At 63.9% G+C, this 25357-nt stretch carries 19 protein-coding genes, 1 pseudogene and 3 riboswitches; of the genes and pseudogenes, 13 read left to right on the forward strand and 7 right to left on the reverse strand.

Features of this window, described 5'->3' with window-relative positions:
* The first annotated feature begins 70 nt into the window (after window positions 1–70).
* From purS to cls, 5 genes are all read left to right on the forward strand, one after another.
* Window positions 71–328: a phosphoribosylformylglycinamidine synthase subunit PurS gene (purS, locus tag RF638_RS00780; RefSeq protein ID WP_016997403.1), complete on the forward strand. Its 258-nt coding sequence runs from the start codon at window positions 71–73 to the stop codon at window positions 326–328.
* A gap of 2 nt (window positions 329–330) precedes the next feature.
* Window positions 331–1122: a phosphoribosylformylglycinamidine synthase subunit PurQ gene (gene purQ, locus RF638_RS00785; RefSeq protein ID WP_129700933.1), complete on the forward strand. Its 792-nt coding sequence runs from the start codon at window positions 331–333 to the stop codon at window positions 1120–1122.
* Between the two features lie 149 nt (window positions 1123–1271).
* Complete coding sequence (purL, locus tag RF638_RS00790) at window positions 1272–3569, forward strand: phosphoribosylformylglycinamidine synthase subunit PurL (RefSeq protein ID WP_095796229.1); 2298 nt, start codon at window positions 1272–1274, stop codon at window positions 3567–3569.
* A gap of 17 nt (window positions 3570–3586) precedes the next feature.
* Window positions 3587–4111, forward strand: a complete 525-nt coding sequence (locus RF638_RS00795) for a GNAT family N-acetyltransferase (RefSeq protein WP_095796228.1) — start codon at window positions 3587–3589, stop codon at window positions 4109–4111.
* Between the two features lie 21 nt (window positions 4112–4132).
* Window positions 4133–5623: a cardiolipin synthase gene (gene cls / locus RF638_RS00800; RefSeq protein ID WP_368841226.1), complete on the forward strand. Its 1491-nt coding sequence runs from the start codon at window positions 4133–4135 to the stop codon at window positions 5621–5623.
* 72 nt (window positions 5624–5695) lie between these two features.
* Here the strand turns inward: cls and RF638_RS00805 are convergent, their stop codons facing one another.
* Complete coding sequence (locus RF638_RS00805; RefSeq protein ID WP_095796226.1) at window positions 5696–7117, reverse strand: LLM class flavin-dependent oxidoreductase; 1422 nt, start codon at window positions 7115–7117, stop codon at window positions 5696–5698.
* Between the two features lie 83 nt (window positions 7118–7200).
* Window positions 7201–7315: riboswitch (SAM riboswitch) on the reverse strand.
* Between the two features lie 90 nt (window positions 7316–7405).
* On the opposite strand from RF638_RS00805, the gene RF638_RS00810 reads away from it, so the two are divergent.
* Window positions 7406–7825: a CoA-binding protein gene (locus RF638_RS00810; RefSeq protein WP_129700927.1), complete on the forward strand. Its 420-nt coding sequence runs from the start codon at window positions 7406–7408 to the stop codon at window positions 7823–7825.
* A gap of 376 nt (window positions 7826–8201) precedes the next feature.
* A riboswitch (SAM riboswitch) is annotated at window positions 8202–8296 on the forward strand.
* Window positions 8290–10428, forward strand: coding sequence for an AMP-binding protein (locus tag RF638_RS00815; protein WP_368841227.1), 2139 nt, complete (start codon window positions 8290–8292; stop codon window positions 10426–10428). Its footprint overlaps the riboswitch before it by 7 nt.
* Window positions 10429–10498: 70 nt before the next feature.
* Here RF638_RS00815 and RF638_RS00820 read toward each other — a convergent pair whose 3' ends face one another.
* Window positions 10499–11056, reverse strand: coding sequence for a hypothetical protein (locus RF638_RS00820; RefSeq protein WP_129700923.1), 558 nt, complete (start codon window positions 11054–11056; stop codon window positions 10499–10501).
* A 178-nt stretch (window positions 11057–11234) separates the two neighbouring features.
* Between RF638_RS00820 and RF638_RS00825 the strand changes: the two genes are divergently transcribed.
* From RF638_RS00825 to RF638_RS00840, 4 genes are all read left to right on the forward strand, one after another.
* The gene (locus RF638_RS00825; protein WP_259916401.1) at window positions 11235–12038 is read left to right on the forward strand and encodes a succinate dehydrogenase cytochrome b subunit; all 804 of its coding nucleotides are present in this window, start codon (window positions 11235–11237) and stop codon (window positions 12036–12038) included.
* Complete coding sequence (locus tag RF638_RS00830; protein ID WP_095796222.1) at window positions 12038–12733, forward strand: succinate dehydrogenase/fumarate reductase iron-sulfur subunit; 696 nt, start codon at window positions 12038–12040, stop codon at window positions 12731–12733. The genes RF638_RS00825 and RF638_RS00830 overlap by 1 nt, the downstream gene beginning before the upstream one ends.
* 112 nt (window positions 12734–12845) lie before the next feature.
* Window positions 12846–12943: riboswitch (SAM riboswitch) on the forward strand.
* A gap of 61 nt (window positions 12944–13004) precedes the next feature.
* On the forward strand, window positions 13005–14399 hold the full coding sequence (locus RF638_RS00835; protein ID WP_368841228.1) for an O-acetylhomoserine aminocarboxypropyltransferase/cysteine synthase family protein: 1395 nt from the start codon (window positions 13005–13007) through the stop codon (window positions 14397–14399).
* Window positions 14396–14887 carry a CoA-binding protein gene (locus tag RF638_RS00840; RefSeq protein ID WP_095796220.1) on the forward strand — a complete coding sequence of 164 codons (492 nt, stop codon included), beginning with the start codon at window positions 14396–14398 and terminating at the stop codon, window positions 14885–14887. The genes RF638_RS00835 and RF638_RS00840 overlap by 4 nt, the downstream gene beginning before the upstream one ends.
* Window positions 14888–15019: 132 nt before the next feature.
* Here RF638_RS00840 and RF638_RS00845 read toward each other — a convergent pair whose 3' ends face one another.
* On the reverse strand, window positions 15020–15586 hold the full coding sequence (locus RF638_RS00845; protein ID WP_129700919.1) for a hypothetical protein: 567 nt from the start codon (window positions 15584–15586) through the stop codon (window positions 15020–15022).
* A gap of 144 nt (window positions 15587–15730) precedes the next feature.
* Between RF638_RS00845 and RF638_RS00850 the strand changes: the two genes are divergently transcribed.
* The gene (locus RF638_RS00850) at window positions 15731–17026 is read left to right on the forward strand and encodes a hypothetical protein (protein ID WP_368841229.1); all 1296 of its coding nucleotides are present in this window, start codon (window positions 15731–15733) and stop codon (window positions 17024–17026) included.
* A 124-nt stretch (window positions 17027–17150) separates the two neighbouring features.
* Here RF638_RS00850 and RF638_RS00855 read toward each other — a convergent pair whose 3' ends face one another.
* The 4 genes and pseudogenes from RF638_RS00855 to ilvD all read right to left on the reverse strand — a co-directional run bounded on the left by RF638_RS00855 (window position 17151) and on the right by ilvD (window position 23532).
* Window positions 17151–18653: a sodium:alanine symporter family protein gene (locus RF638_RS00855; RefSeq protein ID WP_129700917.1), complete on the reverse strand. Its 1503-nt coding sequence runs from the start codon at window positions 18651–18653 to the stop codon at window positions 17151–17153.
* A gap of 138 nt (window positions 18654–18791) precedes the next feature.
* Window positions 18792–19822 (reverse strand): annotated as a pseudogene (locus RF638_RS00860) (ornithine cyclodeaminase).
* A 57-nt stretch (window positions 19823–19879) separates the two neighbouring features.
* Entirely contained in the window at window positions 19880–21505 is a 1626-nt protein-coding gene (locus tag RF638_RS00865; RefSeq protein ID WP_095796217.1) for an amino acid permease, read from the reverse strand.
* Window positions 21506–21693: 188 nt separating this feature from the next.
* Window positions 21694–23532 (reverse strand): dihydroxy-acid dehydratase, encoded by a 1839-nt coding sequence (ilvD, locus tag RF638_RS00870; protein ID WP_095796216.1) that lies wholly within the window; start codon window positions 23530–23532, stop codon window positions 21694–21696.
* A gap of 253 nt (window positions 23533–23785) precedes the next feature.
* Here ilvD and RF638_RS00875 point away from each other — a divergent pair, with 253 nt between their 5' ends.
* Window positions 23786–25312 (forward strand): gluconokinase, encoded by a 1527-nt coding sequence (locus RF638_RS00875; protein ID WP_129700913.1) that lies wholly within the window; start codon window positions 23786–23788, stop codon window positions 25310–25312.
* The last annotated feature ends 45 nt before the right edge of the window (window positions 25313–25357 follow it).

The raw sequence follows: 25357 nt of genomic DNA on the forward strand, positions 1-25357 counted from the left end.
ACACGCTGCCATGGTCGAGCTTGCAGACCGATAGGATGGGCAAGGATTAGCTCGAATCTCAGGAGTTGAAATGGCCCGTATCGTGGTTGATGTTATGCCCAAGCCGGAAATCCTTGACCCGCAGGGCAAGGCGATCGCCAACGAACTGCCCCGCATTGGGCTGGACGGATTCAGCGAGGTCCGCCAGGGCCGCCGCTTCGAACTCACCGTGGACGGTGAGGCAACGGACGAGGTACTCGCCCAGGCCCGCGAGGCCGCCGAGAAGCTGCTGTCCAACCCGGTCATCGAGGACGTCGTGAACGTGTCGGTGCTGGACCAGGAGAACTGATCGTGGCCCAGAATCTGACCGCCGACCAGACCCCCCTGATCGCGGATCTGTCCCAGCCGGCGCCGAACGCCGCGTTGAAGGACATCCGCGTGGGCGTGGTCACCTTCCCGGGCACCCTGGACGACCGCGACGCCATGCGCGCCGTGCAGATCGCCGGCGGCACCGCGGTTCCGCTCTGGTACGCGGACGAAGACCTGCAGAACGTGGACGCCGTGATCCTGCCGGGTGGCTTCTCCTACGGGGACTACTTGCGCGCCGGCGCCATCGCGCGCTTCGCGCCGCTCATGGACAAGATCATCGACGCCGCCAATTCCGACGCCGCTCTGCCCGTCCTCGGCATTTGCAACGGTTTCCAGGTACTCACCGAATCGCACCTGCTGCCCGGTTCCATGATCAAGAACGAGCAGTTGAAGTTCCTCTGCCGTGATCAGGCGCTGCGCATCGAGAACGCGGATACTGCCTGGACCGGCCGTTACGAGCAGGGTCAGACCATCGTGGTACCGCTCAAGAACCAGGACGGCCAGTACGTGGCCGATCAACGCACCCTGGACGAGCTCGAGGCCGAGAACCGCGTTGCTTTCCGCTACGTGGGCGGCAACCCCAACGGCTCACGCAACGACATTGCGGGAATCACCAACGCACGCGGCAACGTGGTGGGTCTCATGCCCCACCCGGAGCACGCCGTGGAACCCGGCTTCGGTGCGGACTTCTCCGGTTCCGGTGATGTGGACATGCGCCACGGCACCGACGGCCTGGACATCTTCGTGTCCGCTCTGGAGCGCCTGACCCGCTAGCGTCCGCCAACCGGGCGGCCCTTCTGTGGACCTCATGGTTCACTGACCCGCTGACCGGCTGGCCCCAACTTCATCAGACATTCTTCGTGTGAGCGCCGGGAACGCACCGTACGCGCCCACCACCACGGCAAGGGATTCTCGTAACCGACATGAGCGAAACTCACTTCAATCTGGACACTGTTGAGCACGCCGCCGCCACCCCGAACACCGAGCTGCCCTGGGCCGAGCTGGGGTTGACCGAATCCGAGTTCGATCGGGTCAAGGAGATCCTGGGCCGCCGCCCAACCGCCGCCGAATTGGCCATGTACTCGGTCATGTGGTCCGAGCACTGCTCGTACAAGTCCACCAAGGTGCACCTGCGCCAGTTCGGCGACAAGGTCACGGAAGAGATGCGCAAGGACCTCATGGTGGGCATCGGCGAGAACGCCGGCGTCACGGACATCGGTGACGGTTGGGCCGTGACCTTCAAGATCGAGTCCCACAACCACCCGTCCTTCGTGGAGCCGTACCAGGGTGCAGCGACCGGCGTGGGTGGCATTGTCCGCGACATCATTTCCATGGGTGCCCGCCCGGTGGCCGTGATGGATCCGCTGCGCTTTGGCGCCATCGACCACCCGGACACCCAGCGCGTGGTGCACGGCGTGGTGGCCGGTGTGGGCGGCTACGGCAACTCGCTGGGTCTGCCCAATATCGGCGGTGAGGTGGAGTTCGATCCCTGCTACCAGGGCAACCCGCTGGTCAATGCCCTGGCCGTGGGCGTCATGCGCCACGAGGACATCCGCCTGGCCAACGCCTCGGGTACGGGCAACAAGGTGGTGCTGTTCGGTGCACGCACGGGCGGCGACGGCATTGGTGGCGCCTCCGTGCTGGCTTCCGAGTCCTTCGACGATTCCAAGCCCTCCAAGCGCCCCGCTGTGCAGGTGGGGGACCCGTTCGCGGAGAAGGTCCTGATCGAGTGCTGCCTGGAGCTGTTCAAGAGCTCCCTGGTGGAGGGCATCCAGGACCTCGGTGCCGCGGGTATTTCCTGCGCGACCTCCGAGCTGGCCTCCAATGGTGACGGCGGCATGCGCGTGGACCTGACCAAGGTGTTGTTGCGCGACCCCACCCTGACGCCGGGCGAGATCCTGATGTCCGAATCGCAGGAACGCATGATGGCCGTGGTGACCCCGGAGAAGGTCGAGGTCTTCGAAGCGGTCATGGCCAAGTGGGACGTGGAGTACTCGTGGATCGGTGAGGTCACCGACACCGGCCGGTTGATCATCGACTACCAGGGCGAAGTGATCGTTGATGTGGATCCGCGCACCGTGGCCCACGACGGCCCGGTCTACGAACGTCCCTACGCTCGCCCTGACTCCCAGGACCAGCTGCAGGCCAACCACTTCACCGGCTCTCCCGAAGACGCCTCCCGCCCCTCCGGTGCGGAGCTGCGCCAGGCCGTGTTGGAACTGATGGCCTCACCCAACCTGTGCTCCAAGGACTGGGTCACCAGCCAGTACGACCGCTATGTACAGGGCAACACCGCCATGGCCATGCCCGATGACGCCGGCGTGATCCGCGTTGATCAGGAAACCGGCCTGGGCGTGGCCCTGTCCACCGACTGCAACGGCCGCTACACCCGCCTGGACCCGTACGCCGGTGCGCAGCTCGCGCTCGCCCAGGCCTACCGCAACGTGACCACCGCGGGAGCTCGCCCCGCGGCCGTCTCGGACTGCCTGAACTTCGGCTCCCCCGAGGACCCGGACATCATGTGGCAGTTCGCCGAAGCCGTGCGTGGCCTGTCCGACGGTTGCCAAGAACTGGGCGTGCCCGTCACGGGCGGTAACGTCTCGCTCTACAACCAGACCGGCGGCGTCGCCATTAATCCCACCCCGGTGGTCGCCTTGCTGGGCGTGCTCGACGACGTCGCTCGCCGCACCCCGTCCGGGTGGCGTGAGGACGGTCAGGCCATTTATCTGCTCGGTGAGACCGCTGACGAACTGGACGGTTCCGAGTGGGCCCGCGTGCGGGGTCACCTGGGCGGACAACCGCCCGCGGTTGATCTGAAGCAGGAGCGTATCCTGGGGGACATGCTCGTCAATATGTCGCGGGACGGCATGATTGACGCAGCACACGATGTTTCCGAGGGTGGCTTGGCCGCGACCCTGTCGGAGATGGCCCTGCGCTTTGGCGTGGGCGCACGGATCGGCCTGGGGGAAGTTGCCGATCGGGACGGCGTGGACACGTTCACGCTGCTGTTCTCCGAGTCCCAGGGGCGGACCGTAGTGGCCGTTCCGCGTTCGGAAGAGGTGCGCTTCAAGGACATGTGCACCGTGCGCAACTACCCGTTCGCGCGCATCGGCGTGGTGGACGCGGAGTCCGGAGCCCTGGACGTCCAGGGTGAGTTCTCCGTTGATCTGGAGGCCTTGCGAGAGGCCCACAGTGCCACCCTGCCCAAGTATTTCGGTTGATCATAAGGACAGACACCATGACTGAGGTTCTTGAAGAGCTCAGCCCGGAACGATCGATTCGTACCGAGCGTCTCTTGCTGCGTCCGTTCACCCAGGACGAGCTTGAGTCGATCGCAGAATCAACAGACTTGCCACAGTTCGCCCAGGGGTTTCCGACTCCCGAGGATCAGGACTGGGCTCAGACCGCGTTGGATGCCGGCAGCTATTTCTTCACCGAGACCATGTACTCGATGTTTGCCATGGTGGACGCGGCATCGGGTCAGATAATCGGCATGGCAGGTTTTGTGGGCCCGCCCATCGACAACGAACTCGAGGTCGTCGGGTCCGTTGTGCCGAACCGACAGAATCAGGGGTACGCGGGCGAGGTGCTCCCCTACTTGGTCGAGCTGGCCTTCCAGAATTCCCAGGTCAACGCGGTGAACGCTTCCGTGCCGTGGGGTAATCAGCCCGCATGTCGGCTGCTTCTCACGCACGGTTTTGAGGAGCGCCCGAGCGGCGGCTCCGAATCCACGTATGTGCATGTCCGCCCGGAGACGCATTGAAGCAACTGAGTTAGCCGGCTGATGTTCCCCTGGACCCCCTACGAACTGTTCTCCCCGGACACTGTCCCAGAGTGGATCCTGGTGATCCTGGGTGTCATCGACCTGCTGGTCCGAATCGTTGCGCTCGGCTGGATCCCGCATAACCGCAGGCCCTCCGTCGCCTTGGCGTGGCTGCTGGCCATCTTCCTCCTGCCCTACGCGGGGCTGTTGTTGTTCCTGGTCGTTGGTTCCTCCCGTCTACCGCGAAAGCGGATGGAGAAGCAGGCCAAGATGAACGACATCATTCGGGAGAACACCCCGGAGGACTTCGCCCTGGGCGAGGAGTTCCATCACCTGCCCGAGTGGGTCACCACGACCGCCAAGCTGAACTACCAGTTGGGCGCACTGCCCATGGTGGGCGGCAACGGCTTCGACATCCTCACGGACAACCATGAATCCATGGCGCAGATGGCCCGTGACGTGGACCGCGCCACGGATTACGTGCACTTCGAGTTCTACATCGTGGCCACGGATCGGGTGTCCCAGGTCTTGCTGGATTCGCTCGTTCGGGCCCACGAACGCGGTGTGAGGGTGCGCATCCTGATCGATCACGTGGGTTCGCTGGGCTACCCCGGCTACGCGGAACTGGTCCGCCGTTTCAACGCCTCCGGCATCCCCTGGCGACGCATGCTGCCGATCCGCCCGTGGCGAGGTGAGTGGCAGCGCCCCGACCTGCGCAATCACCGCAAGATCCTGGTGGTGGACGGTTCGATCGCCTACACGGGTTCGCAGAACATCATTCATCGCTCGTACAACAAGAAGAAGAACGTCCGCCGCGGCCTGGAGTGGAAGGATCTGATGATCCGCTGCTCCGGCCCCGTGGTTGCCGAGCTCAACGCGGTATTCGTTTCCGACTGGTATTCGGAGACCGACGACCTGCTCCTGGACGAGGCCACCGAGGTCCTCACGGACGTCGAAGGCCCCGTGTATGCGCAAGTGGTCCCCTCAGGACCCGGGTTCGAGACCGAGAACAACTTGCGCCTGTTCAACCACCTCATTTACAACGCCAACCGGCGCGTGGTGATCTCCAGCCCGTACTTCGTACCGGACGAATCCCTGCTGCACGCGCTCACCACCGAGGCGCAGTCCGGGGTGGACGTGGAGATCTTCGTGGGTGAATCCTCGGATCATTTCTTGGCCCACCACGCCCAGAACTCCTATTACTCCGAGCTCGCCGAAGCCGGGGTCAAGATTTACCGCTACAGCTCCCCCACGGTGCTGCACGCCAAGTTCGTGCTCGTGGACGACCTGATCAGCGTGATCGGTTCCTCCAACATGGACGAGCGGTCCTTCGCCCTGGACCTCGAGGTGTCCGTGATGATCGTGGACCAGGGTTTCCACGACCGCATGGAGGAAGTGGTAGAGGAGTTCAAGGCCTCCTCCACGCTGCTCGACCTCGATCTCTGGAACAAACGCCCCATGCGGCAGAAGTACGTCGAGAACGTCTGCCGCCTCACGTCGGCTTTGCTCTAACACCGACGACACCGCTGCCGCGACCTTTTCGAGCGAAAGGTCGCGACAGCGGCGTCGTCGTTCTTGAGGCTGTTAGCCCACCAGCTCGCGAGCGGCGGTGTCCGCCACGGACGGCTTGTCGGCGTACGCACCGCGGTACTGCGCGGCGGGGTGGGTGTCCATGACCTGGGGCTGGCCGGCGCCGTAGAGGGACTCGCGCAGGGTGGAGCCTTCGTACTCGGTGCGGTAGCGGCCGCGCTTCTGCAGCTCGGGAACCACGTACTCCACGAAGTCCTCGAAGGACCCGGGGCTCACGTGGTAGGCCAGGTTGATGCCGTCCAGGCCGCCCTCGTCGACCCAGGTCTCGAGCTGATCGGCCACGGATTCCGGCGATCCCACGATCACGTCACCCATGCCGCCCAGGGCACAGTGCTTGGCGATCTCCTCGCGGGTCCACTTCTTGTCCTTGGACTGCAGGGTGAACGGGGTCAGGAAGGACTGGATGGAGTCGGTCTTGATGTAGTTCAGGGCCTCGTCCTCGTCGAACTGGCTCAGGTCCACGCCGGACCAACCGCCGATGATCGCCTGGGATGCCTCCAGGTTCACGTAGGAGAGGTACTCCCGGTACTTCTCTTGGGCCTTCTCCTCGGTCTCGTCCACGACCACGGAGAGCATCGCGTAGATCTTGACGTCGTCGCGGTGGCGGCCCTGCTCCTCGGCCTGCTCGCGGATCTTGTCCGTGACGTAGCGGGTGAGATCCGGACGCAAGCCGCCGATGAACACGGCCTCCGCGTGACGTCCGGCGAACGCCTGGCCCCGCGAGGACGCACCGGCCTGGAAGATCAGCGGGGTGCGCTGCGGGGACGGCTCGGTGAGCGCGGCACCCGGAACGGTGAAGTACTTGCCCGAGTGCTGAATCGGGTGGACCTTCTGGGTGTCAGCGTAGACGCCGGCCTCGCGGTCCTTGACCACGGCGCCGTCTTCCCAGGAACCCTCCCAGAGCTTGTAGCAGACGTCGAGGAATTCCTCGGCGATCTCGTAGCGGGTATCGTGCTCGATCTGGCGCGGCAAACCCTGGTTCTCCGCGGCAGAGGGCAGGTACGAGGTCACCACGTTGAAGCCCACGCGGCCCTTGGTCAGGTGATCGAGCGTCGCGTACTTGCGGGCCAGGGTGTAGGGCTGCTCGTAGGTCACCGCGCTGGTCACACCGAAGCCCAGGTGCTCGGTCACGGCGGCCATGGCGGAGATCTGCATGAACGGATCGTTCACGGGAACCTGCGCGCCGTCCGACACGGAGGGCGCGGCGGAGTTCTTGTAGATGTCGTAGATACCCACCACGTCCGCCAGGAACAGGGCGTCGAATTTGCCCTTCTCCAGCGTCTTGGCCAGGTTGGTCCAGTACTCGATGGTGTTGTACTCGGTGGCCTTGGACCGCGGATGACGCCACAGACCGAAACTCTGGTGGTCCACGCACGTCATGTCGAAGGCGTTCACGGAAATCCGCTTTTTGCTCATGTGTGCCCCTTTGGGTCGAACTCGACCCGCGCCCCGTGCACCACCTGCGGCGGCCTACTCTGCGGGTCCAGCGCGCTTGTGTGGCGCCGTACTTGCCACATGCGGTGTGCCATGCGGCCCGATCCTCACCTGGGGCACCCCGCTACGGGAGAGGGTTGCCGTCCGACAAGCCAGGGCTGTGCGTCGGAACTCATGATCGTTCTGCGCCCCACTGTACCGTTTCCGTGGCCCCTCCGGCGGCTCGTGAAACATAATGACCGAGCTGATTCACAGTGAGACGATGGTCATATGAGTGATCGCCACGTCAACGATCCGGACCTGATTCGCGAGCTACTCGCGACCCCGGGGCGGTGGGCCATTGTTGGGCTGTCCACCAACCGCACGCGACCCGCGTTTGCGGTGTCCCGCCGGATCCGTGACGAGTTCGGGCAGCAGATCATCCCGGTCAATCTGGCGGGCGAGGACGTACATGGCGAGACGGGCTATCGATCGCTCGAGGACATCCCGGGGCACGTGGACGTGGTCGACTGTTTCGTGAACTCCAGCCGCGTGGGTGAAGTGGTGGATCAGGCGATCGACATTGGTGCCGGAGCGGTGTGGATGCAGCTGGGTGTGACCGATCAGGCCGCTGCCGAACGGGCGAAGGCCGCCGGGGTGAAAGTGGTCATGAACACCTGCCCGCTGATCGAGGCCCCGCGGGTTCTGTAGGGCCCTCGGGTTCTGTAGGTGCGGTGGTTCTGTAAGCGCGGTGTTTCCGTAGGTGCGGTGGTTCCGTAGGCGCAGTGTTTCCGTAAGCGCGATGGTTCCGTAGTCGCACTGGTTCCGTAGTCGCACTGGTCCTGTAATCGAGAGCGCGGCCGGCATTCCCCACGGGCCGTCGACATTAGGGGCAGAGGTTCACGCCCGGACCCCGGTGTTTAGTGCGACCCCCTGCCAAAAATGTCCATGGTCTCCTTTGACGTGCGAACCTCTGCCAGGAATGTTCATTGCCGCCTTTGACGTGCGAACCTCTGCCAAAAATGTTCAGGCACCGCTCGCGGACTCAATTTGCGAGCGCACCCCCCAGAGACGTTGAATGGAACGGTTCCCATCCGGAGCGGCCGAGAGACCTGGCTCGTTGACGTCGCAGCAACCGGTACCCGTGCGGTGCAAGGTGCTAATGCCAGGAGACGATGGAGTTGATCGAGATTACTTCCTTCTCAGACCCTTACTCGCCCACGCCCAATCCCGCGCTGATCTCGGATGAGGCGCGCGAGGAGTTCTGGGCCAAGCAGGCGACCCGTCTGGACTGGGCGGAGCCGTGGCACACGACTCACCGCTTCGACAAGCCACAGAAAATCGGCACGGACGATGACGGCAACGACATCCTCTCCGTCCCGGAGATCGCATGGTTCGAGGGCGGCAAACTCAACGTTTCCTATAACTGCGTGGACCGCCATGTGGAGGCCGGCCGCGGCAATCACGTGGCCCTGTACTTCGAGGGGGAACCCGGGGATCGCCTGGTCTACACCTACGCGGACCTGCAGCGTGAGGTCTCCAAGGCCGCCAACGCGCTGCTGAAACTCGGTGTAGTGAAGGGCGACCGCGTGGTCATCTACCTCCCGGTGATTCCCGAGACGGTCATCATCACGCTCGCGTGCGCGCGCATCGGCGCGATCCACTCCCTCGTGTTCGGAGGCTTCTCCGCCGAGGCCCTCAAGTTCCGCGTGGAGGACACCGGCGCCAAGGTGCTGGTGACCACGGACGGGCAGAACCGGCGCGGCGCCGTCGTCCCCGTGAAGACCAACGCGGACCAGGCGTGCAGCGGCAAGAACGACATCGAGCACGTGATCGTGGTGCGCCGCACCTCGCGACCCGGCCGCATGGATCTGCCGCGCGGAACCCGCGGGCTGCGTTCCAAGCAGGAGGACACCGTGCCGTGGACTCGCGGCCGCGATGTGTGGTGGCACGAGCTGACCGCGGACGTTTCGGACGTGCACGAGCCCGAGGCCTTCGACGCGGAGACTCCCCTGTTCATCATCTACACCTCCGGCACCACGGGTAAGCCCAAGGGCCTGGTGCACACGATGGGCGGGTACTTGGTGCAGACCGCGTACACGCACGCCCTGATGTTCGATCTGCTCCCGGACGTGCCCGATGCCAACGGCGCGCTACGCCCGGACGAGCTCTCCGCCGTGAATGATCCGGCCAAGGTGGATTCGACCGTTCACTGGTGCACCGCCGACCTCGCGTGGGTCACCGCGCACACCTACGAGATCTACGGCCCGCTGGCCAACGGCGTGTCCGAAGTGATTTACGAGGGCACCCCCAACACCCCGGATTACGGGCGCCATTTCGAGGTCATCGAACGCTACGGCGTGACCAATTACTACACCGCCCCCACGCTGATCCGCTCGCTCATGGGCGCTTTCCCCAAGGGCCTGCCGCAGGTCTACAACCTCTCCTCCATCCGCCTGCTCGGGTCGGTGGGCGAATCCATCAATCCCGAGGCGTGGCGTTGGCTGCGCGCACAGGTCGGCCGCGACGAGGTCCCGTTCGTGGACACGTGGTGGCAGTCCGAGACGGGCTCGTGCGTGGCCTCACCGCGTCCGCACGACCCGCAATTCGCGCCTCCCGGCACGTTCGACGACGCCGCTCCGCACACCTCCCTGAAGCCCGGAAGTGCTACGCGCGCCGTCCCGGGTATCTCGGTGCGCGTGCTCGACGAGTCCGGCGAGCAGGTGGGTCCCAACCTGCAGGGCTTCGCCGTGGTCGACAAGATCGGCCCGTCCATGGCCCGCACGGTGTGGGGCGATCCGCAGCGCTATCTGTCCTCGTACTGGTCGGCCTACGGCGAGCGCGGCTGGTTCCTCGCCGGTGACGGCGCGCGCACCGATGACGAGGGCGACCTGTACATCCTGGGTCGCGTGGATGATGTGATCAACGTGTCCGGGCACCGGTTGTCGACCATCGAGATCGAGTCCGCGCTGGTGACTCACCCGCACGTGGTCGAGGCCGGCGCGACCCCCATCAAGGATCCCGTCACCGGACACGCCGTTCTGGCCTACGTGGTGCTCACGGCGGACGCGCAGTCTCTGTCCGCGGATGAGGTTCGAGAAGAACTCCGCGCCCATGTGGCGCAGGAAATCGGCCCGATCGCCAAACCCCGCGAGGTCATCGCCGTGCCGGATCTGCCCAAGACTCGTTCGGGTAAGATTACTCGTCGCCTCTTGACCCAGCTCTACGAGGGGCAGACCTTGGGCGACCGCTCCTCCTTGCAGAATGAGGAAGCGCTTGACGCGATCGCCGAGGTCCTGGCGACGCGCGAATAAACGTGGGCTGAGCAAGGAAAAGCGCTGAGCGGCGTCGTCGGGCCGGAGGGGTTGAACCGGCCCGACGATTTCAGCGGAGCAAGATCATCCTCCGGATGAACACGATCAGGACGATCCCCATGGCCGCGAGCGGTAACCACATCAGGTCCACGCTGAGGATCCCGAGCCAGCCGCCCACCATGATGGCCAAAATGGCCGCCATGCCGGCCACGATCCACACCAGCATCTGGACGGCGTTCTTGTACTGGCGCTGCACGTTCTCCCGGGTGAGGGTCACAGGGAAGTTGAAGATCCGCGGGTATCGCGTCAGCACTCCGCAACCGATCGTCAGCAGACTCAGCAGTACGAGGATGACGGCGGCTTCCTGGAGAGATCCTTCGCGGGTCACGTCGCCGGTGAAGTCGTAATGGAGGGCGAAGTCGCCCTGGGCTCCGAAGGACCGCAGGAAGAAGTACACCGGCAGCGCCACGGCCGCGATCATGCTGACCGCAAGGAGCACCTTGTGGAACGGATCCAGCGCAAAGTTCGGTTGAGGCCGCTCGCTGAAGGTCGTGAGGGGTTGATCGCCGCCGGGGTCCTGGGCATGGCCGCGAGTGCTTTGCCGCGGGTCGTCACCTGAATCAGTCATCCAGCGCTCCTAGTCATCACCTGGTTGCTCCTGATCTTCCAGGCTACGGCTAGGCAACGTTCGACAACTCCCTCGAGCGTTGGAAATCCGCCCCCGCACCAGGGGGATTGAGTTGTTCGTTACTTCCCGGGGCGCTCGTACTGATACTTGCGCGCAGAACTCTTAGGATGATTCAGTGATGAATCCCGCCGCTCAGCCCCCGACGGTTACCCCCGACTCCACTCCCAAGCCCAGCGCGTGGGAAGTGATGTTCAAGGACGCCACCAACGCCGAGCTCAAACTCGCGATGGCCGCCTCCGGAACCATCTTGAGCCTGTTCACCGCGGGGCACATGGCCGGGAACATGCAGGTCTACCTGGGCCGGAAGCACTACAACGAGTACGCGGAATTCCTCCGCATGATCGGTGCACCGGTGCTGCCGCGCAATTCGGTGTTGTGGGTGGTTCGAGTGGGACTGCTCGCAAGCGCCACGAGCCACATCATGGCCGGCACCGAGCTCACACTGCGAGCCATGCGCGCCGAGCGCCACACGGTCCAGAGCACGGTTCAAGACCTCAAGCTCCAACTCACGGGCAAGCAGCGCAGGCGCCCTCGCGGCCGACGTCGCTCGGTCCCCCAGATCATTGCCCGCTCCATGCGCTCCACGGGCGTGGTGCTCGGCCTGTTCACGGCCTACCACGTGGCGGACCTGACGGTGGGGGCGCGTCCGGCGGCGTCAGTGAAGCATCGCCACGGGGACGCCTACGGCAATCTGGTGGCAAGCCTGTCCCGCCCGAGCGTCGCGTTCTTCTACACCGCATCCATGGCTGCCTTGGCGGGCCACATGATTCACGGCGTGCGCACGGCCGCCATGGACGCAGGCTTCACGACCACCGAACAGCGCGCCCAATTGATCGAGGCCATGGCCAAGCTGGTGGGTGCCACTGTGGCTCTCGGAAACGTCACCATCCCCGTGGCCGTACAGGCCAAGGTGGTGCGCTGATGCTGCTGACAGTGCACGTGTGGCGGCAGGCTTCCGCCGAGGATCAGGGCACGTTCGTGGCCGTGAGCCCGGTCGAGGCTCGCGAAGACATGAGCATTCTGGACCTACTCGACGCGGTCAACGAAACCCTCACTCGCCAGGGCGATGACCCCGTCAGCTTTGACGATGGCTGCCGGGAAGGCATCTGCGGCAAGTGCGGCGTGACCGTGGACGGCGTGCCCCACGGCCCGGACAAGAACCAGGCATCATGCACGCAGTCACTGCGGGCCTACCGCGATGGGGACGAGATCTTCATCGAACCCATGCGCGCGGGCTCGTTCCCGGTCAAGAAAGATCTGTCCGTGGACAAGAAGGCTCTGCGGCGGGTGGCCAAGGAGGCCAAGTTCCCGGTGGCACTCAAGGCCCTGGGCAACGCCGGCTGCATCAGCTGTGGCGCATGCGTGGCGGCTTGCCCCAACGGTTCCGGCCAGTTGTACGTGGGCACGCTGCTCAAGGAACTCCCGCCGCTCGCCAAGACTCCGGAGGAACGGAACGAACGCTCGAGCAAGGTGCTCGACGCCGCCGAGCACGAGTTCGGCCCCTGCTCCCTTTTGGGCGATTGCATGGAGGTCTGCCCCGCCGGCCTCCCCCTCGAGAACCTCACGGAAGTCGCTCGAGAAAATCTCCGCCGGATGAACCCGGGGAAGTACGCCTAATTCACCGCGGATGCGCGGGAGGTCCCGCGCGGCGGCGTCGACGGCCGTCTCGCACCGTGGTCACCGGCGGGCCCCGGTTTGTGAACGTCGACACCCACGCGACACAATGGACTCACCATCCCGAGCGGCCGAGAGACCTGGATCGACGACGCCGCAGCAACCCGCAGCGATCGGCCTACTGCACGGTGCTACCGCCAGGACCGATGGAGTGCTGCGCGGCCCCGGGCAGTGTTCGGACGGGAGCTGTACGCGGCCGACAAGGAGGAGCCCTATGGCCGAGCACCAGTTCGGTTTCCGCACCCGTGCACTGCACGCAGGCGGCACCCCGGACGCCGAGCACGGCGCCCGTTCCGTCCCGATCTACCAGACCAGTTCGTTCGTCTTCAAAGACGCCGACGACGCCGCTAACCTCTTCGCGCTGCAGAAGTACGGCAACATCTACTCGCGCATCGGCAACCCCACCGTGGCTGCGCTGGAGGAACGGATTGCGTCCCTCGAGGGCGGTATCGGCGCGGTAGCAACGGCCTCCGGTATGGCTGCCGAGTTCATCACCTTTGCCGCGCTGTGCGGACAGGGCGATCACGTGGTGGCTTCCTCCCAGCTCTACGGCGGAACGGTCACGCAGTTGGACGTGACCCTGCGGCGCTTCGGTGTGGAGACCACCTTTGTTCCCGGCACCGATCCAGCCGACTACAAGGCGGCCATCACCGAGAACACCAAGGCCGTTTACACCGAGCTCGTGGCCAACCCGTCCGGTGAGATCGCCGATTTGGAAGGCTTGGCGGAGGTCGCCCACGAGGCAGGCCTGCCGCTGATCGTGGATGCCACACTCAACACCCCGTACCTGTGCCGTCCGTTCGAGCACGGCGCGGACATCGTGATCCACTCGATCACCAAATTCCTGGGCGGCCACGGCAACACCCTGGGCGGTGTGGTGGTCGAGTCCGGTCGTTTCAACTGGGGCAACGGCAAGTTCCCGGCCATGACCGAACCGGTCCCCTCGTACAACAACGTGACGTGGTGGGGGAACTTCGGTGAGTACGGCTTCCTGACCAAGCTGCGTTCCGAGCAGCTGCGCGACATCGGTCCATCGCTGACCCCGCAGGCCGCGTGGAACCTGCTGCAGGGAGTGGAAACCCTCCCCCAGCGCATGGACGCCCACGTGGCGAACGCGCAAGAGGTCGTGCAGTGGCTGGCCACCGATCCGCGCATCGGCTACGTGAACTACGCGGGTCTCGAAGATCACCCGCACCACGAACGCGCCCAGAAGTACTTGCCCCAGGGCATCGGTTCCGTGTTCGCCTTCGGTGTAGCCGGCACCGATCAGCTCAGCGGCCGCGAAGTGGGCGGCCGGTTCATCGAGAACCTGCAGCTGGCCTCGCACCTGGCCAACATCGGTGACGCCCGCACCCTGGTGCTGCACCCGGCGTCCACCACCCACCAGCAGCTCACCTCCGAGCAGCTGGAATCCGGCGGCGTGAGGGAAGACCTGATTCGCATTTCCGTGGGTCTCGAGGACCCCGCGGACATCCTGTGGGATCTGGACCAGGCACTGACCGCCGCGACCGGGATCAACCGCGAGGGCGACGTCGTCGAAACCGTGACGCCCGCAGCGGCCACCGCCGAACCCACGTCCGAAAAAGCTGCCGAAGGAGTCCACGCATGAGCACCGAACGCACCTGGGTGGGCCCCAGCGCCCCCGAGCGACTGAACATCCTGCGCAACACCGAGTCGATCGCGATCGTGGGCATGTCCAATAAGCCCGCGCGGGCCAGCTACTTCGTGGCCACATATCTGCTGTCCTCGTCCCCGTACCGCGTGTACTTCGTGAACCCCGTGTTGGACGAGGTGCTGGGCCAGAAGGTCTACCCCTCGCTCGCGGACCTGCCCGAGGTCCCGGACATGGTGGACGCGTTCCGCAAGGACTCCGATCTGCCCGGCGTGGCCCAGGAGGCCGTGGACCTCGGCGCCAAGACCGTGTGGATGCAGCTCGGTTCGTGGAGCGAGGAAGCCGCAGCAATCGCCGAGAACGCCGGACTCAACGCCGTGATGGATCGCTGCGTGAAGATCGAACACGCCCGCTTCCACGGCGGCCTGCACCTGGCCGGCTTCAACACCGGGGTGATTTCCGCCAAGCGTCAGGTGGTTGCCTGACGGTCATTGGGTGACCAACCAATTGATCCCGCCTCACTGCGTAGTAACCACGGTTACTTTGCAGTGAGGCGGGATCACATGGTTCTGGGGCCTGCTGTTCTCCGGCCCAGCTGCAAACTGCCGACGTCGCTCTCAGCCCAACCGCAACACCACGGCCGCGCGTTCCCAGCCCTGGGACTCGCGGGCGGGAACTTCGTCCTCGGGGACCACGGTGTACAAACGCTCGGCATCAGCAAGAAAGGCCTCGTTGGCCATGGACGAGACCAACGGGTCCAGCACCTCGGCAGGATCGCGTTCGGTGGAGGCGTCAGTGAGCAGCGGGCCCATGTAGGCAACCTCGTCCTGCACGGACAGCGTGGAGTGCGCTACCGGCTTGCCCCATTCGTCCACTTCGAACCGCGTGACGTCCCCCATGGGTGCATCGAACATCCCGGACTCACCCGGGAAACTCAGTCCACGGTCCAGCTCCTGAACCGCACCCGTCAGCAAGATGCCCTGCGAGAGCACCTCCTTCTCCTGAGCATTCACGGCGCCGCGGGCCATCACGACCTGATCCTCGGGACAGACCAACACGAGCCCGTCCTTTGAAGGGACTGAACCGTCCCAGGCCACCACGTTCTGCGGCGGTGCTTCGGTTCCGCGCACCGCATCCCAACCGGCCACCCAGTCCTTGAGGTCGTCTTCCCATTGCTGCGCCATGCGATTCTCCTTTCTCGGCAAGCTATTGCCCCGAGTATCTCACTCGCCCTATCACACCAGGTGGCGTTTGTCATGTAGTCCTCTATCCTGGGAAGGTTCGCTGATTTTCGCCATTTGTTCCCTAAATTCGAGGAGTTGTCACCCGTGAATGCCAGAAAAACATTACAAGTCACTCTGGCCTTTGTCGGGCTCCTGGTGGGGGCTGGCTTCGCGACCGGTCAAGAAGTTGTCCAGTACTTCATCTCATTCGGCACGTGGGGTATTGCCGGTGCCGTGGTCTCCGGCATTCTCATGATTGCCGCGGGTGCTGTGATCATCCAGATCGGCAGTTACTTCTTGGCAGAGGAGCACCGCGGCGTCTTCCGCTCCGTGGCACACCCCGTGGTCTCCAGATTCTTGGACATCAGCGTGACCCTGACCTTGTTCGCCATGGGATTCGTGATGCTCGCCGGCGCCGGCTCCACCTTGGAGCAGCAGTTCGGCCTTCCCGCTTGGATCGGTTCGGCCATCATGGTGGGCATCGTGATGCTCACCGGCCTGCTCAACGTCAACAAGGTCACCAACATCATTTCCGCAGTCACACCCCTGATCTTCGTGGCCGTGATCGTGGCGTTCATCTACACCATGCTGCAGCTGCCTGTGGACCTCGGTGCCATGAGTGATCTGGCCGTGCAGGCCGATTCCCCCGTGTCTCCGTGGTGGCTGTCCGCGATCAACTACACCTGTATGGCCCTGATGCTGGGTGTCTCCATGAGCCTGATGATCGGCGGCAACACCCCCAACCCCCGCGTGGCCGGTTGGGGCGGTGTCCTGGGTGGCGTGGTGTACACGATCTTGCTGGTCATGAACGCCGTGGCATTGCTGGTCAATTACGAGTCCGTGGAAGGCTCTGACATCCCCATGCTCATGCTCTTCGAGACCATGCACCCCACGGCTGCACTGGGCATGGTGATCGTGACGTTCGTGATGATCTACAACACCTGCATCAGCATGTTTTACGCGCTGGGCCGCCGCATCACCGTCAACCACCGCAAGCGCTACGTCCCGGTGTTCCTGGGAACCTGCGTGGCCGGCTACCTGGTGAGCCTCATCGGCTTCGGCACGCTCATGAGTTACGTGTACCCGGCCATTGGCTACGTAGGCATGATCATGGTGCTCGTCATGCTGGTCTGGTGGTTCCGTAGCCGCCCGAAGATCGCGAGCGAAGAAAGCCGCCGCGACCGCATGCGCGCGCTACTGACCCTGAAGGAGTCCGAGGACAAGGACTTCCCCGAAGGCCACGAGAAGCGCCTCAAAGACGCCGCGGACCAATCGACCGCGGACGGTGACGCCATTACCGGCGCCATCGACGCAGAGGTCGTTCGCAGTCTCGGCAAGAAGAACGGCAAGGACCGCGGCGCAGACAAGCGCGAGACTTCCGATTCGAAGGACCCTCACTGACCCCGGTTCATCAGTCGTAGCGAAAGGCCCCTCACCACGCCAGGTGAGGGGCCTTTCGTCTGGTGCGCGGGCGGCGTCGTCGTCCTGGTCGCGAACGATTCATGACGACGACGCCGCGACGGGACTAGCCGCGCTTGGCCTCTTTCTTTTCGGCCTTCTCCTCCGCCTGAACGATCCAGTGCTCGCGGGTGGTCACGAAGTCCGTGCCGTCCCACGCGCCCAGGCCGGACAGACCGGGGATGTCACCGGAGTGGAAGACGGGTTCCACACCGGCCTTGCGCTGGTCCATGTAATTGCGCAAGACCTTGGCTGCGACCCCGGCCAACCCGACCAGGGCGATCAGGTTGATGGTGGCCATGAACGCCATGAACAGGTCCGCGAGCGACCATACGAGATCCAGAGCGGCAATGGCACCCAGGAAGACGCACGCCAACACCAGGAAGCGGTAACCCGTCATGACCGCGCGAGAACCGGTCATGAAGCGAATGTTGGACTCGCCGTAGTAGTAGTTGCCGATCACCGACGACCACGCGAAGAGGAAGATCGCGACGGTCAGGAAGTGAATGGCCCAGTCGCCCAGCTGTGCGCCCAGCGCGGTCTGAGTGAGCGAGGCACCCTGGCGCTCATCGCCGAACGTCGGGTTGGAGAGCAGGATGATGAACGCGGTGACGGAGCAGACGATCATGGTGTCGAAGTAGACGCCCAGGGACTGCACGAAACCCTGCTTGGCCGGGTGGGACACGGAAGCGGTGGCGCCGGCGTTGGGCGCTGAACCCATACCCGCCTCGTTGGAGAACAGGCCGCGCTTCATGCCCTGGATGATCACACCGATCAAGCTGCCGGTCACGAATTCGCGGATTCCGAAGGCACCCTCGACGATCATGAGGAACATGGCGGGAACCTCGGTGATGTTGAGCGCCACGACCAGCAGACCCAGGATCAGGTACAGGATGGCCATCACGGGAACCACGATCTGTGTCACGTTGGAGATCGAGCGAATACCGCCGAAGATCACGGCCGCGGTAATGGCAACCAGGGCAAGACCGATGACGATGCGGATCCACAGGTTCTGGCTGTCGGCCATGTCCAGGTTGAAGGAACCACTGACGGCGTCCACGATCGAGTTGGACTGCACCGAGTTGAACACGAAACCGTAGGTGATGGTGATGGTGACCGCGAAGATCAACCCCATCCAGCGCTTCTTGAGGCCCCGCTCCATGTAGTACGCCGGGCCACCCACGTAACCGTCCCGCGACTTGATCTTGTAAAGCTGACCGAGCAGGGACTCGGTAAAGGCGCTCGCCGCGCCAATGGCCGCGATGGTCCACATCCAGAAAACGGCACCCGGGCCGCCCAGGCTGATGGCGATGGCAACACCGGCGATGTTGCCGGTGCCGACGCGGGCCGCCGCGGACACGGTGAACGCGCGGAAGGACGAGATGCCCTTCTTGCCGTCCTCGGCGTCACCGGGAGGGTCGGTAAGCACGCGGAACATCTCGGGGAGTCCGCGCAGCTGGATCACGCCCGTACGAACGGTCAGATAGAGCCCCACGCCGATCAGGATCGCGAAGACGACGTACCAGACGTACTCGCCCACCGTTCCCACAAGTTCTGTTAATGCATCCATGAAAATCCCCGGACTTCTCCCTCGGAACGATCCCGTTCACTCGCAGTTGTGGAGTGAACGGGACCGGGTACCTAGTGTGTGCTGTTGCACTGATCTAGGTCACAGTAGCGGAAACTGCAGCCGGGGTGTGAGCGAGGCTCAGCCCACGGGCTTGAGCGAGTTCACCAGCGAGAAGAGATCCTTGGGGTCCTCCGGCTCCGCCACCAGGTCGATGTAGCTCTGCAGTTCCGTACCGTTCGTCGAATCGCGCAGGCAACGCAGGGCGGAGAAGTCCGCGATGGCGAAGCCCACGGAGTCGAAGATGGTGTTTTCTTCTTCCGAGGTGCGCCCGGGAGCCTGATCGGTGAGGACCTTCCAGAACTCCACGACCGGGAAGTCCTCTTCGACCTGCTGGATCTCGCCCTCGATGCGGGTCTGCTCGGGGAACTCCACGAATACGGTGGAGCGATAGAGGATCGCCGCCTCCAGCTCGGTCTTACCCGGGCAGTCACCGCCCACGGCGTTGATGTGCACGCCGGGCTTGACGTGGCTGTCCACCAGGATGGTGTTCTGCGCCTTGTCCGCGGTGCAGGTGGTGATGATATCTGCGTTGGCCACGGCCTCATCGGTGGAGGTCATGGCGTTGATGCGGAAGCCCAGGGGTTCCAGGTTGCGCTTGAGCTTGTCCATCGCGGCGGGGTCCACGTCGTAGACGTCCAGGTCCTCGATACCCATCGCGGCACGGAAGGCCAGTGCCTGGAACTCGGCCTGGGAGCCGGCACCGATCATGGCCATGCGCTTGGAGTCCTGGCGCGCCAGGCGCTTGCCCACCATTCCCGACGTCGCTGCGGTGCGTAGCGCGGTCAGCAGGGTCATCTCGGCCAGGAACGTGGGGTAGCCGTTGTCCACGTTGGCGAGCACGCCGAACGCGGTCACGGTCTGGTAGCCGCGGGCGGGGTTGAACGGATGGCCGTTCACGTACTTGAAGGAATACTCCTCGCCATCCGAGGTGGGCATCAACTCGATCACCCCGAACGGCGTGTGGCTGGCCACGCGCGGGATCTTGTCGAACTTCTCCCAGCGGGCGAAATCTCTCTCTCCAGGTACTTGACCATGTTGCGCATGATCCCCTCGACGCCTTCGCGCTGGATCCATCGGGCCATATTGGGTACGTCGACGAACTGTGTCATGGTCTCGTTCTCCTTAGAGGGATGATCCCCGTCAGTGGTGTGCTTGTCGGTGCTGATCTAGTCGGAGTTGGTGGTGTCGGTGGTGGCTGCGTCCGTGTGCGGCTTGGGAACTTGATGCAGTGAAGCCGTGGAAGTGGTGGAGCCGGATCCGGTGGACCGCTCGCGGCCGACTCGGAAGGCGCTCACCACCGGACGCTCCGCCAGAACGGGGAACGCCCCCGTGTAGCCCTCTCGTTCGGCAGCGATCGCACGGACTCGACCGCGCACCACGAACCAACCGATCATCAGGATGGGGATCAACACGAGTGAGGATCCCAGGGTCAAGGTGCCCACCGGGTAGTCCACGGCCATGAGCACAATCACACCCGCAAGGAACGCAATGGTCAACCAGTTGGTGAAAGGAGCCAGTGGTGCGCGATAAGAGGGTCTGTTGTAGAACCCCTGCCTGGCCATGGACACGTACTTCATGTGCGACATGGTGATAGCCGCCCAACCGGCCATGGTTCCCAGTGCGGCCAGGTTCAACACGATCTCGAACGCCTGCTCGGGAACCACGAAGTTCAGGCCCACACCCAGCACAGCGACACCGGCCGTCATCAAAATGCCGCCGAACGGCACACCGGAGTTGGTGAGTTTTCCGGCGAACTTGGGGGCCGATCCCGCTTGCGCCATGGAGTGCATGATGCGTCCAGTGGAATACAGGCCCGCGTTCAACGAAGACAGCGCCGCGGTAATCACCACGAGCTGCATGATCGGACCGGCCGCATCCACGCCGATGGACGAGAAGAATGTCACGAACGGGCTCTCGGTGGCGCTGTAGGCGGTGTAGGGAAGGAGCAGGCACAACAGCAGCACGGAACCGACGTAGAAGACGGCAATACGCAAGATCACGGTGTTGATCGCCCGCGGGATGACCTTCTCCGCGTTGCGGGTCTCACCGGAAGTGGTTCCCACCAACTCGATACCGGCGTAGGCGAACACCACGCCCTGCACCACGATCAACGCCGGAAGAATACCGGCCGGCAACAGGCCACCGTTGTCCTGGATCAGGGAGAAACCGACCTCGGAACCGGTGGGTGTTCCGAACATGACGAAGAAGATTCCAACTATCAGGAAGATCACGAGCGCCAGGACTTTGATAAGCGAGAACCAGAACTCCAGTTCACCGAACACCTTGACGGAGACCATGTTCATGGCAACCACCAGGACCACTACGACCAGCGCCAAGATCCACTGCGGGATACCCGCCACGGTCTCGCTGTACTGCCCGAACCACTTGATGTAGATGGCAATGGCCGTGGCATCCGCGACCGCGGTCATGGCCCAGTTCAACCAGTAGAGCCAACCGGAGACGTACGCCGCTTTCTCACCGTAGAACTCGCGTGAATACGACACGAAGGACCCGGAGGACGGCCGGTGCACCACGAGCTCACCGAGCGACCGAAGAATCAGGTAGCCGAAAAAACCACAGATCGCGTACAGAATGAACAGCGACGGACCCGCCTGCTCCAACCGGCCACCGGCACCCAGGAACAAACCCGTTCCGATCGCACTACCGATCGCGATCATCTGAAGCTGTCGCGCACCCAGTCCCTTGTGGAAACCAACGGTTTCATCGTTGAACCGCTCTTTAAGGATCTGACGCTCTTCGGTCGTCCCGATGTGTGGGCCCTGCTGTGCCATCCAAAAGTCCTTTCGCATGAGGCCCGTACATCTTCGCGTGCCTGAGAGCTGAGCTTAGGACCAGGGTTGTTACCTGTGACACGCGCGCCACCCGAAAGGGCAAATATGACAAGAAGATGACCCCGTTAATAAACGGGGTCATCTTCTTCATTTCACTAGCGGCTTCGCTACAAATGAATAACTTTCATTTAGTCCTCGACAACGCGCACTGCGCCCTTATCGGCAGAGGTCACCATGGAGGCGTAAGCCCGCAACGCCTTTGACACCTTGCGCTCTCGCGGTTTGGTGGGCTTCCAGGGTGCGGAACCCTTGGCTTCGCGACGACGCGCAAGCTCGGCGTCGTCGACGTTGACCCGAAGCACGCGGTTCTCCACGTCGATCTCGATCTCATCGCCGTGCTCGATCAGCCCCACGGCACCGCCAGCTGCGGCCTCCGGGGAGATGTGGCCGATCGACAGGCCTGAGGTACCGCCGGAGAAGCGACCGTCCGTGATCAGGGCGCACTTCTTACCCAGGCCCAAGCCCTTGAGGTAGCTGGTCGGGTACAGCATTTCCTGCATGCCCGGTCCGCCCTTGGGGCCCTCGTAGGCAATCACCACGATGTCCCCTTCCTTGACGTTCTTGGAGAGGATCTCGTGCACGGCCTCGTCCTGGGACTCGACCACGTAGGCATTGCCCTTGAAGTGGAACAGCTCGGGGTCGATGCCGGCCGTCTTGATCACGGCGCCGTCCTCAGCGATGTTGCCGAACAGCACGCACAGGCCACCCTCGATCGTGTACGCGTTCTCGATGTCGCGGATGCAACCCTCGGCGGCGTCCAGATCGTGGTCCTCGTACTCGTTGGCCTGCGAGAACGCCTGGGTGGTGCGAACACCGCCGGGTGCGGCCAGGAAGAACTCCTTAGCTTCATTCGAAGCCTTGCCGGAACGAATGTCCCACTCGTCCAGCCACTCGCCCATGGTCTGGGCGTGCACGGTGTGGACGTCCTCATCCAGCAGGCCGCCGCGGCGCAGCTCACCCAGGATGGCGGGGATACCACCGGCGCGGTGTACATGCTCGATGTGGAATTTAGTGGAGTTCGGCGCCACCTTGGCCAGACACGGAACCTTGCGGGACAGTGCGTCGATGTCCGAGAGGTTGAAGTCCACCTCGGCCTCCTGGGCCGCAGCCAGGATGTGCAGCACGGTGTTGGTCGAACCGCCCATGGCCACGTCCAAGGCCATGGCGTTGCTGAACGCGGCCTTGGTGGCGATGTTGCGGGGCAGCACGGACTCGTCGTCCTGCTCGTAGTAGCGCTTGGCGGACTCGACCACGCGGCGGCCGGCCTCGAGGAACAGGCGCTTACGGTTCACGTGGGTCGCCAGCGTGGTGCCGTTACCGGGCAGGGACAGCCCCAGCGCCTCGGTCAGGCAGTTCATGGAGTTGGCGGTGAACATGCCGGAGCACGAACCACAGGTGGGGCAGGCATTCTCCTCGATCTGGGCCAACTGAGCGTCCGTGATGGATTCATCCACGGCCAGGGCCATGGCGTCCACCAGGTCCACGCGGTGCTCCACCACGCCCTCGACACCTTCACCGGATTCCATGGGTCCACCGGAGACGAACACCACGGGGATGTTCAGACGCAGGGCAGCCATGAGCATGCCCGGAGTGATCTTGTCGCAGTTGGAGATGCACACCAGTGCGTCCGCGCAGTGGGCGTTGACCATGTACTCCACGGAGTCCGCGATGATGTCACGGGAGGGCAGGGAATAGAGCATGCCGTCGTGGCCCATGGCGATGCCATCATCCACGGCGATCGTGTTGAATTCCTTGGCCACACCGCCAGCCTCGTGTACGGCGGAGGCCACGAGCTCGCCCATGTTCTTCAGGTGCACGTGTCCGGGGACGAACTGGGTGAAGGAGTTGGCGATCGCGATGATCGGCTTACCGAAGTCCTCGCTTCCCATGCCGGTGGCACGCCACAGGGCGCGCGCTCCCGCCATGTTCCGGCCGGTGGTTGACGTGGCTGATCGCAGCTGCGGCACAGTGACTCCTTCCCAAGGTGTGGTTCGGGCTCTCACGCGGCTCGAAGTTGCCGCGACCCGAAAGATTTGTTCGTTCAAGGATACGCGCGGCCCCTGACGCTATCCACATGTCGGTCATGCATCTCAAAATTTGGGACGCCGACGCCGCTCTCTCCCGTTTCCTGCCTCCCTCACGCGAGTTGCTCCCGCCCCACGCTCGGCCCCGCTCCATAGACTGAAGGTGTCGATCCACCGCAATGGAGCAGGAGGAATCATGGCCAAACACAAGGACACACCGCGACCGGATGACGGGGTGGAGTTCGCTGTCGAACTCAAGAAAGCAGTGGACCCGTTGGTCATGGCCCTTGACGTTGGCTCCACGGCAAGCCGCGGCTCTCTCCACGATGCCACCGGGACCCCGGTCCGTGGCTACCGGCACAAGGTTCCGCATTCCTTCACCACTAACTCCGACGGCACATCGGTGATCGATCCCGATCAGGTGGTCGAAGAGCTGACCGAGATTCTGGACCTCGTGTGTGACCGGCCCGAGCTGGCCGGGCGAGTGCGCGGCGTCGGCCTCGATACTTTCGCGTCATCTCTCGTGGGCGTGAACGAAGACGGGGACGCTATTACCCTGTGTTTCACGTATGCGGATTCCCGCTGCGCACCGCAGCTCGCGCAGCTCCGGAAAGAACTGGACGAGCGCGAAGTCCAGGACATCGTGGGCGCCCGACTGCACACGAGCTATCTGGCGCCGAGGTTCCGCTGGCTCGCAGAGACGCAGCCAGAGATCATGGAGGAAGCCGCTCGATGGATGTCCATCGGGGAATATGTCTGGCTGAAACTGTTGGGCACTACGGCAGCGGGCACCGCAACCGCCGCGTGGACCGGGCTGCTCAACCGGCGCTCCGGCAACTGGGATCAGTGCATGCTCAAGGCCGCGGGAATCACCGAGGACGTGTTGTCCCCGATCCTCGACCCCGATCAGCCGCTACCGGACGTGGACCCCGAACGCACCGAACGCTGGGAGGCTCTCTCCGACGCCCAGTGGTACGCACCTGTTGCCGATGGGTTGTGTGCCAACGTCGGCGTGGGCGGCGACAATCAGCAGACCATGGTTGTCTCGGCTGCCACTTCCGGAGCCATGCGAGTGCTCCTGCATCACCGGCCGAACGATATTCCGCCCGGGCTGTGGTGTTACCGGATCGACTCTTCTCGATGCCTGTTGGGTGGTGCCCTCAATGATGTCGGTAGGGCCATCAGCTGGCTTGAGACCACGCTCAATCTGGACGGCGTTGACCTGGACGAGATTGCGGCGGAAGCAGTGTCCCCTTCGACCCCGGGGGTGCTGCCCTTCCTGACCGGCGAACGTTCCACTGGTTGGGCCGGCAGTGCGCGCACCGCGTTCGTCGATGTCTCCGCGTCCACCCATGCCACGGGAATGGCGCGCGGCATGTTGGAGGGCATCGCGGCGTCGTATCGACGAGTTGCCGATGAAATGGAAGAGGCTGCCAAGGACGTCGAGAAGATCGTGGCCGCGGGAAGCGTGACGCAGGGTCTACCGTCGTGGCTGCAGATTCTTGGCGATTACCTGGGCAAACCTGTCATCCATCAGGTGATGAAGCGCTCCACCGCCCGCGGCACGGCGCTGTTAATGCTCGAGTCACTGGCACCGGATGTGGAACCGGCGAATCACGAACCCGCTGGCACGTACTCCCCGCAATATGAGACTCGTGAGTACTACGACGGTGTCCACGAGCGGTTCGAGCGCGTGTACGACGCGTTGGTGGCGGGGTCCTGATCCGGCGGAGCGCTAACCGCGGAGCATGCTCCGCGCAGCTGCACT

The organism is Kocuria sp. CPCC 205235, from assembly GCF_040980905.1.
Taxonomy (GTDB): Bacteria; Actinomycetota; Actinomycetes; order Actinomycetales; family Micrococcaceae; genus Kocuria; species Kocuria carniphila.

What these genes read in the sequence shown, in the direction of transcription:
- purS (WP_016997403.1), top strand. Translation starts at nt 71, where the DNA reads ATGGCCCGTATCGTGGTTGATGTTATGCCCAAGCCGGAAATCCTTGAC.
- purL (WP_095796229.1), top strand. Translation starts at nt 1,272, where the DNA reads ATGAGCGAAACTCACTTCAATCTGGACACTGTTGAGCACGCCGCCGCC.
- RF638_RS00795 (WP_095796228.1), top strand. Translation starts at nt 3,587, where the DNA reads ATGACTGAGGTTCTTGAAGAGCTCAGCCCGGAACGATCGATTCGTACC.
- cls (WP_368841226.1), top strand. Translation starts at nt 4,133, where the DNA reads ATGTTCCCCTGGACCCCCTACGAACTGTTCTCCCCGGACACTGTCCCA.
- RF638_RS00805 (WP_095796226.1), bottom strand. Translation starts at nt 7,117, where the DNA reads ATGAGCAAAAAGCGGATTTCCGTGAACGCCTTCGACATGACGTGCGTG.
- RF638_RS00810 (WP_129700927.1), top strand. Translation starts at nt 7,406, where the DNA reads ATGAGTGATCGCCACGTCAACGATCCGGACCTGATTCGCGAGCTACTC.
- RF638_RS00815 (WP_368841227.1), top strand. Translation starts at nt 8,290, where the DNA reads ATGGAGTTGATCGAGATTACTTCCTTCTCAGACCCTTACTCGCCCACG.
- RF638_RS00820 (WP_129700923.1), bottom strand. Translation starts at nt 11,056, where the DNA reads ATGACTGATTCAGGTGACGACCCGCGGCAAAGCACTCGCGGCCATGCC.
- RF638_RS00825 (WP_259916401.1), top strand. Translation starts at nt 11,235, where the DNA reads ATGAATCCCGCCGCTCAGCCCCCGACGGTTACCCCCGACTCCACTCCC.
- RF638_RS00830 (WP_095796222.1), top strand. Translation starts at nt 12,038, where the DNA reads ATGCTGCTGACAGTGCACGTGTGGCGGCAGGCTTCCGCCGAGGATCAG.
- RF638_RS00835 (WP_368841228.1), top strand. Translation starts at nt 13,005, where the DNA reads ATGGCCGAGCACCAGTTCGGTTTCCGCACCCGTGCACTGCACGCAGGC.
- RF638_RS00840 (WP_095796220.1), top strand. Translation starts at nt 14,396, where the DNA reads ATGAGCACCGAACGCACCTGGGTGGGCCCCAGCGCCCCCGAGCGACTG.
- RF638_RS00845 (WP_129700919.1), bottom strand. Translation starts at nt 15,586, where the DNA reads ATGGCGCAGCAATGGGAAGACGACCTCAAGGACTGGGTGGCCGGTTGG.
- RF638_RS00855 (WP_129700917.1), bottom strand. Translation starts at nt 18,653, where the DNA reads ATGGATGCATTAACAGAACTTGTGGGAACGGTGGGCGAGTACGTCTGG.
- RF638_RS00865 (WP_095796217.1), bottom strand. Translation starts at nt 21,505, where the DNA reads ATGGCACAGCAGGGCCCACACATCGGGACGACCGAAGAGCGTCAGATC.
- RF638_RS00875 (WP_129700913.1), top strand. Translation starts at nt 23,786, where the DNA reads ATGGCCAAACACAAGGACACACCGCGACCGGATGACGGGGTGGAGTTC.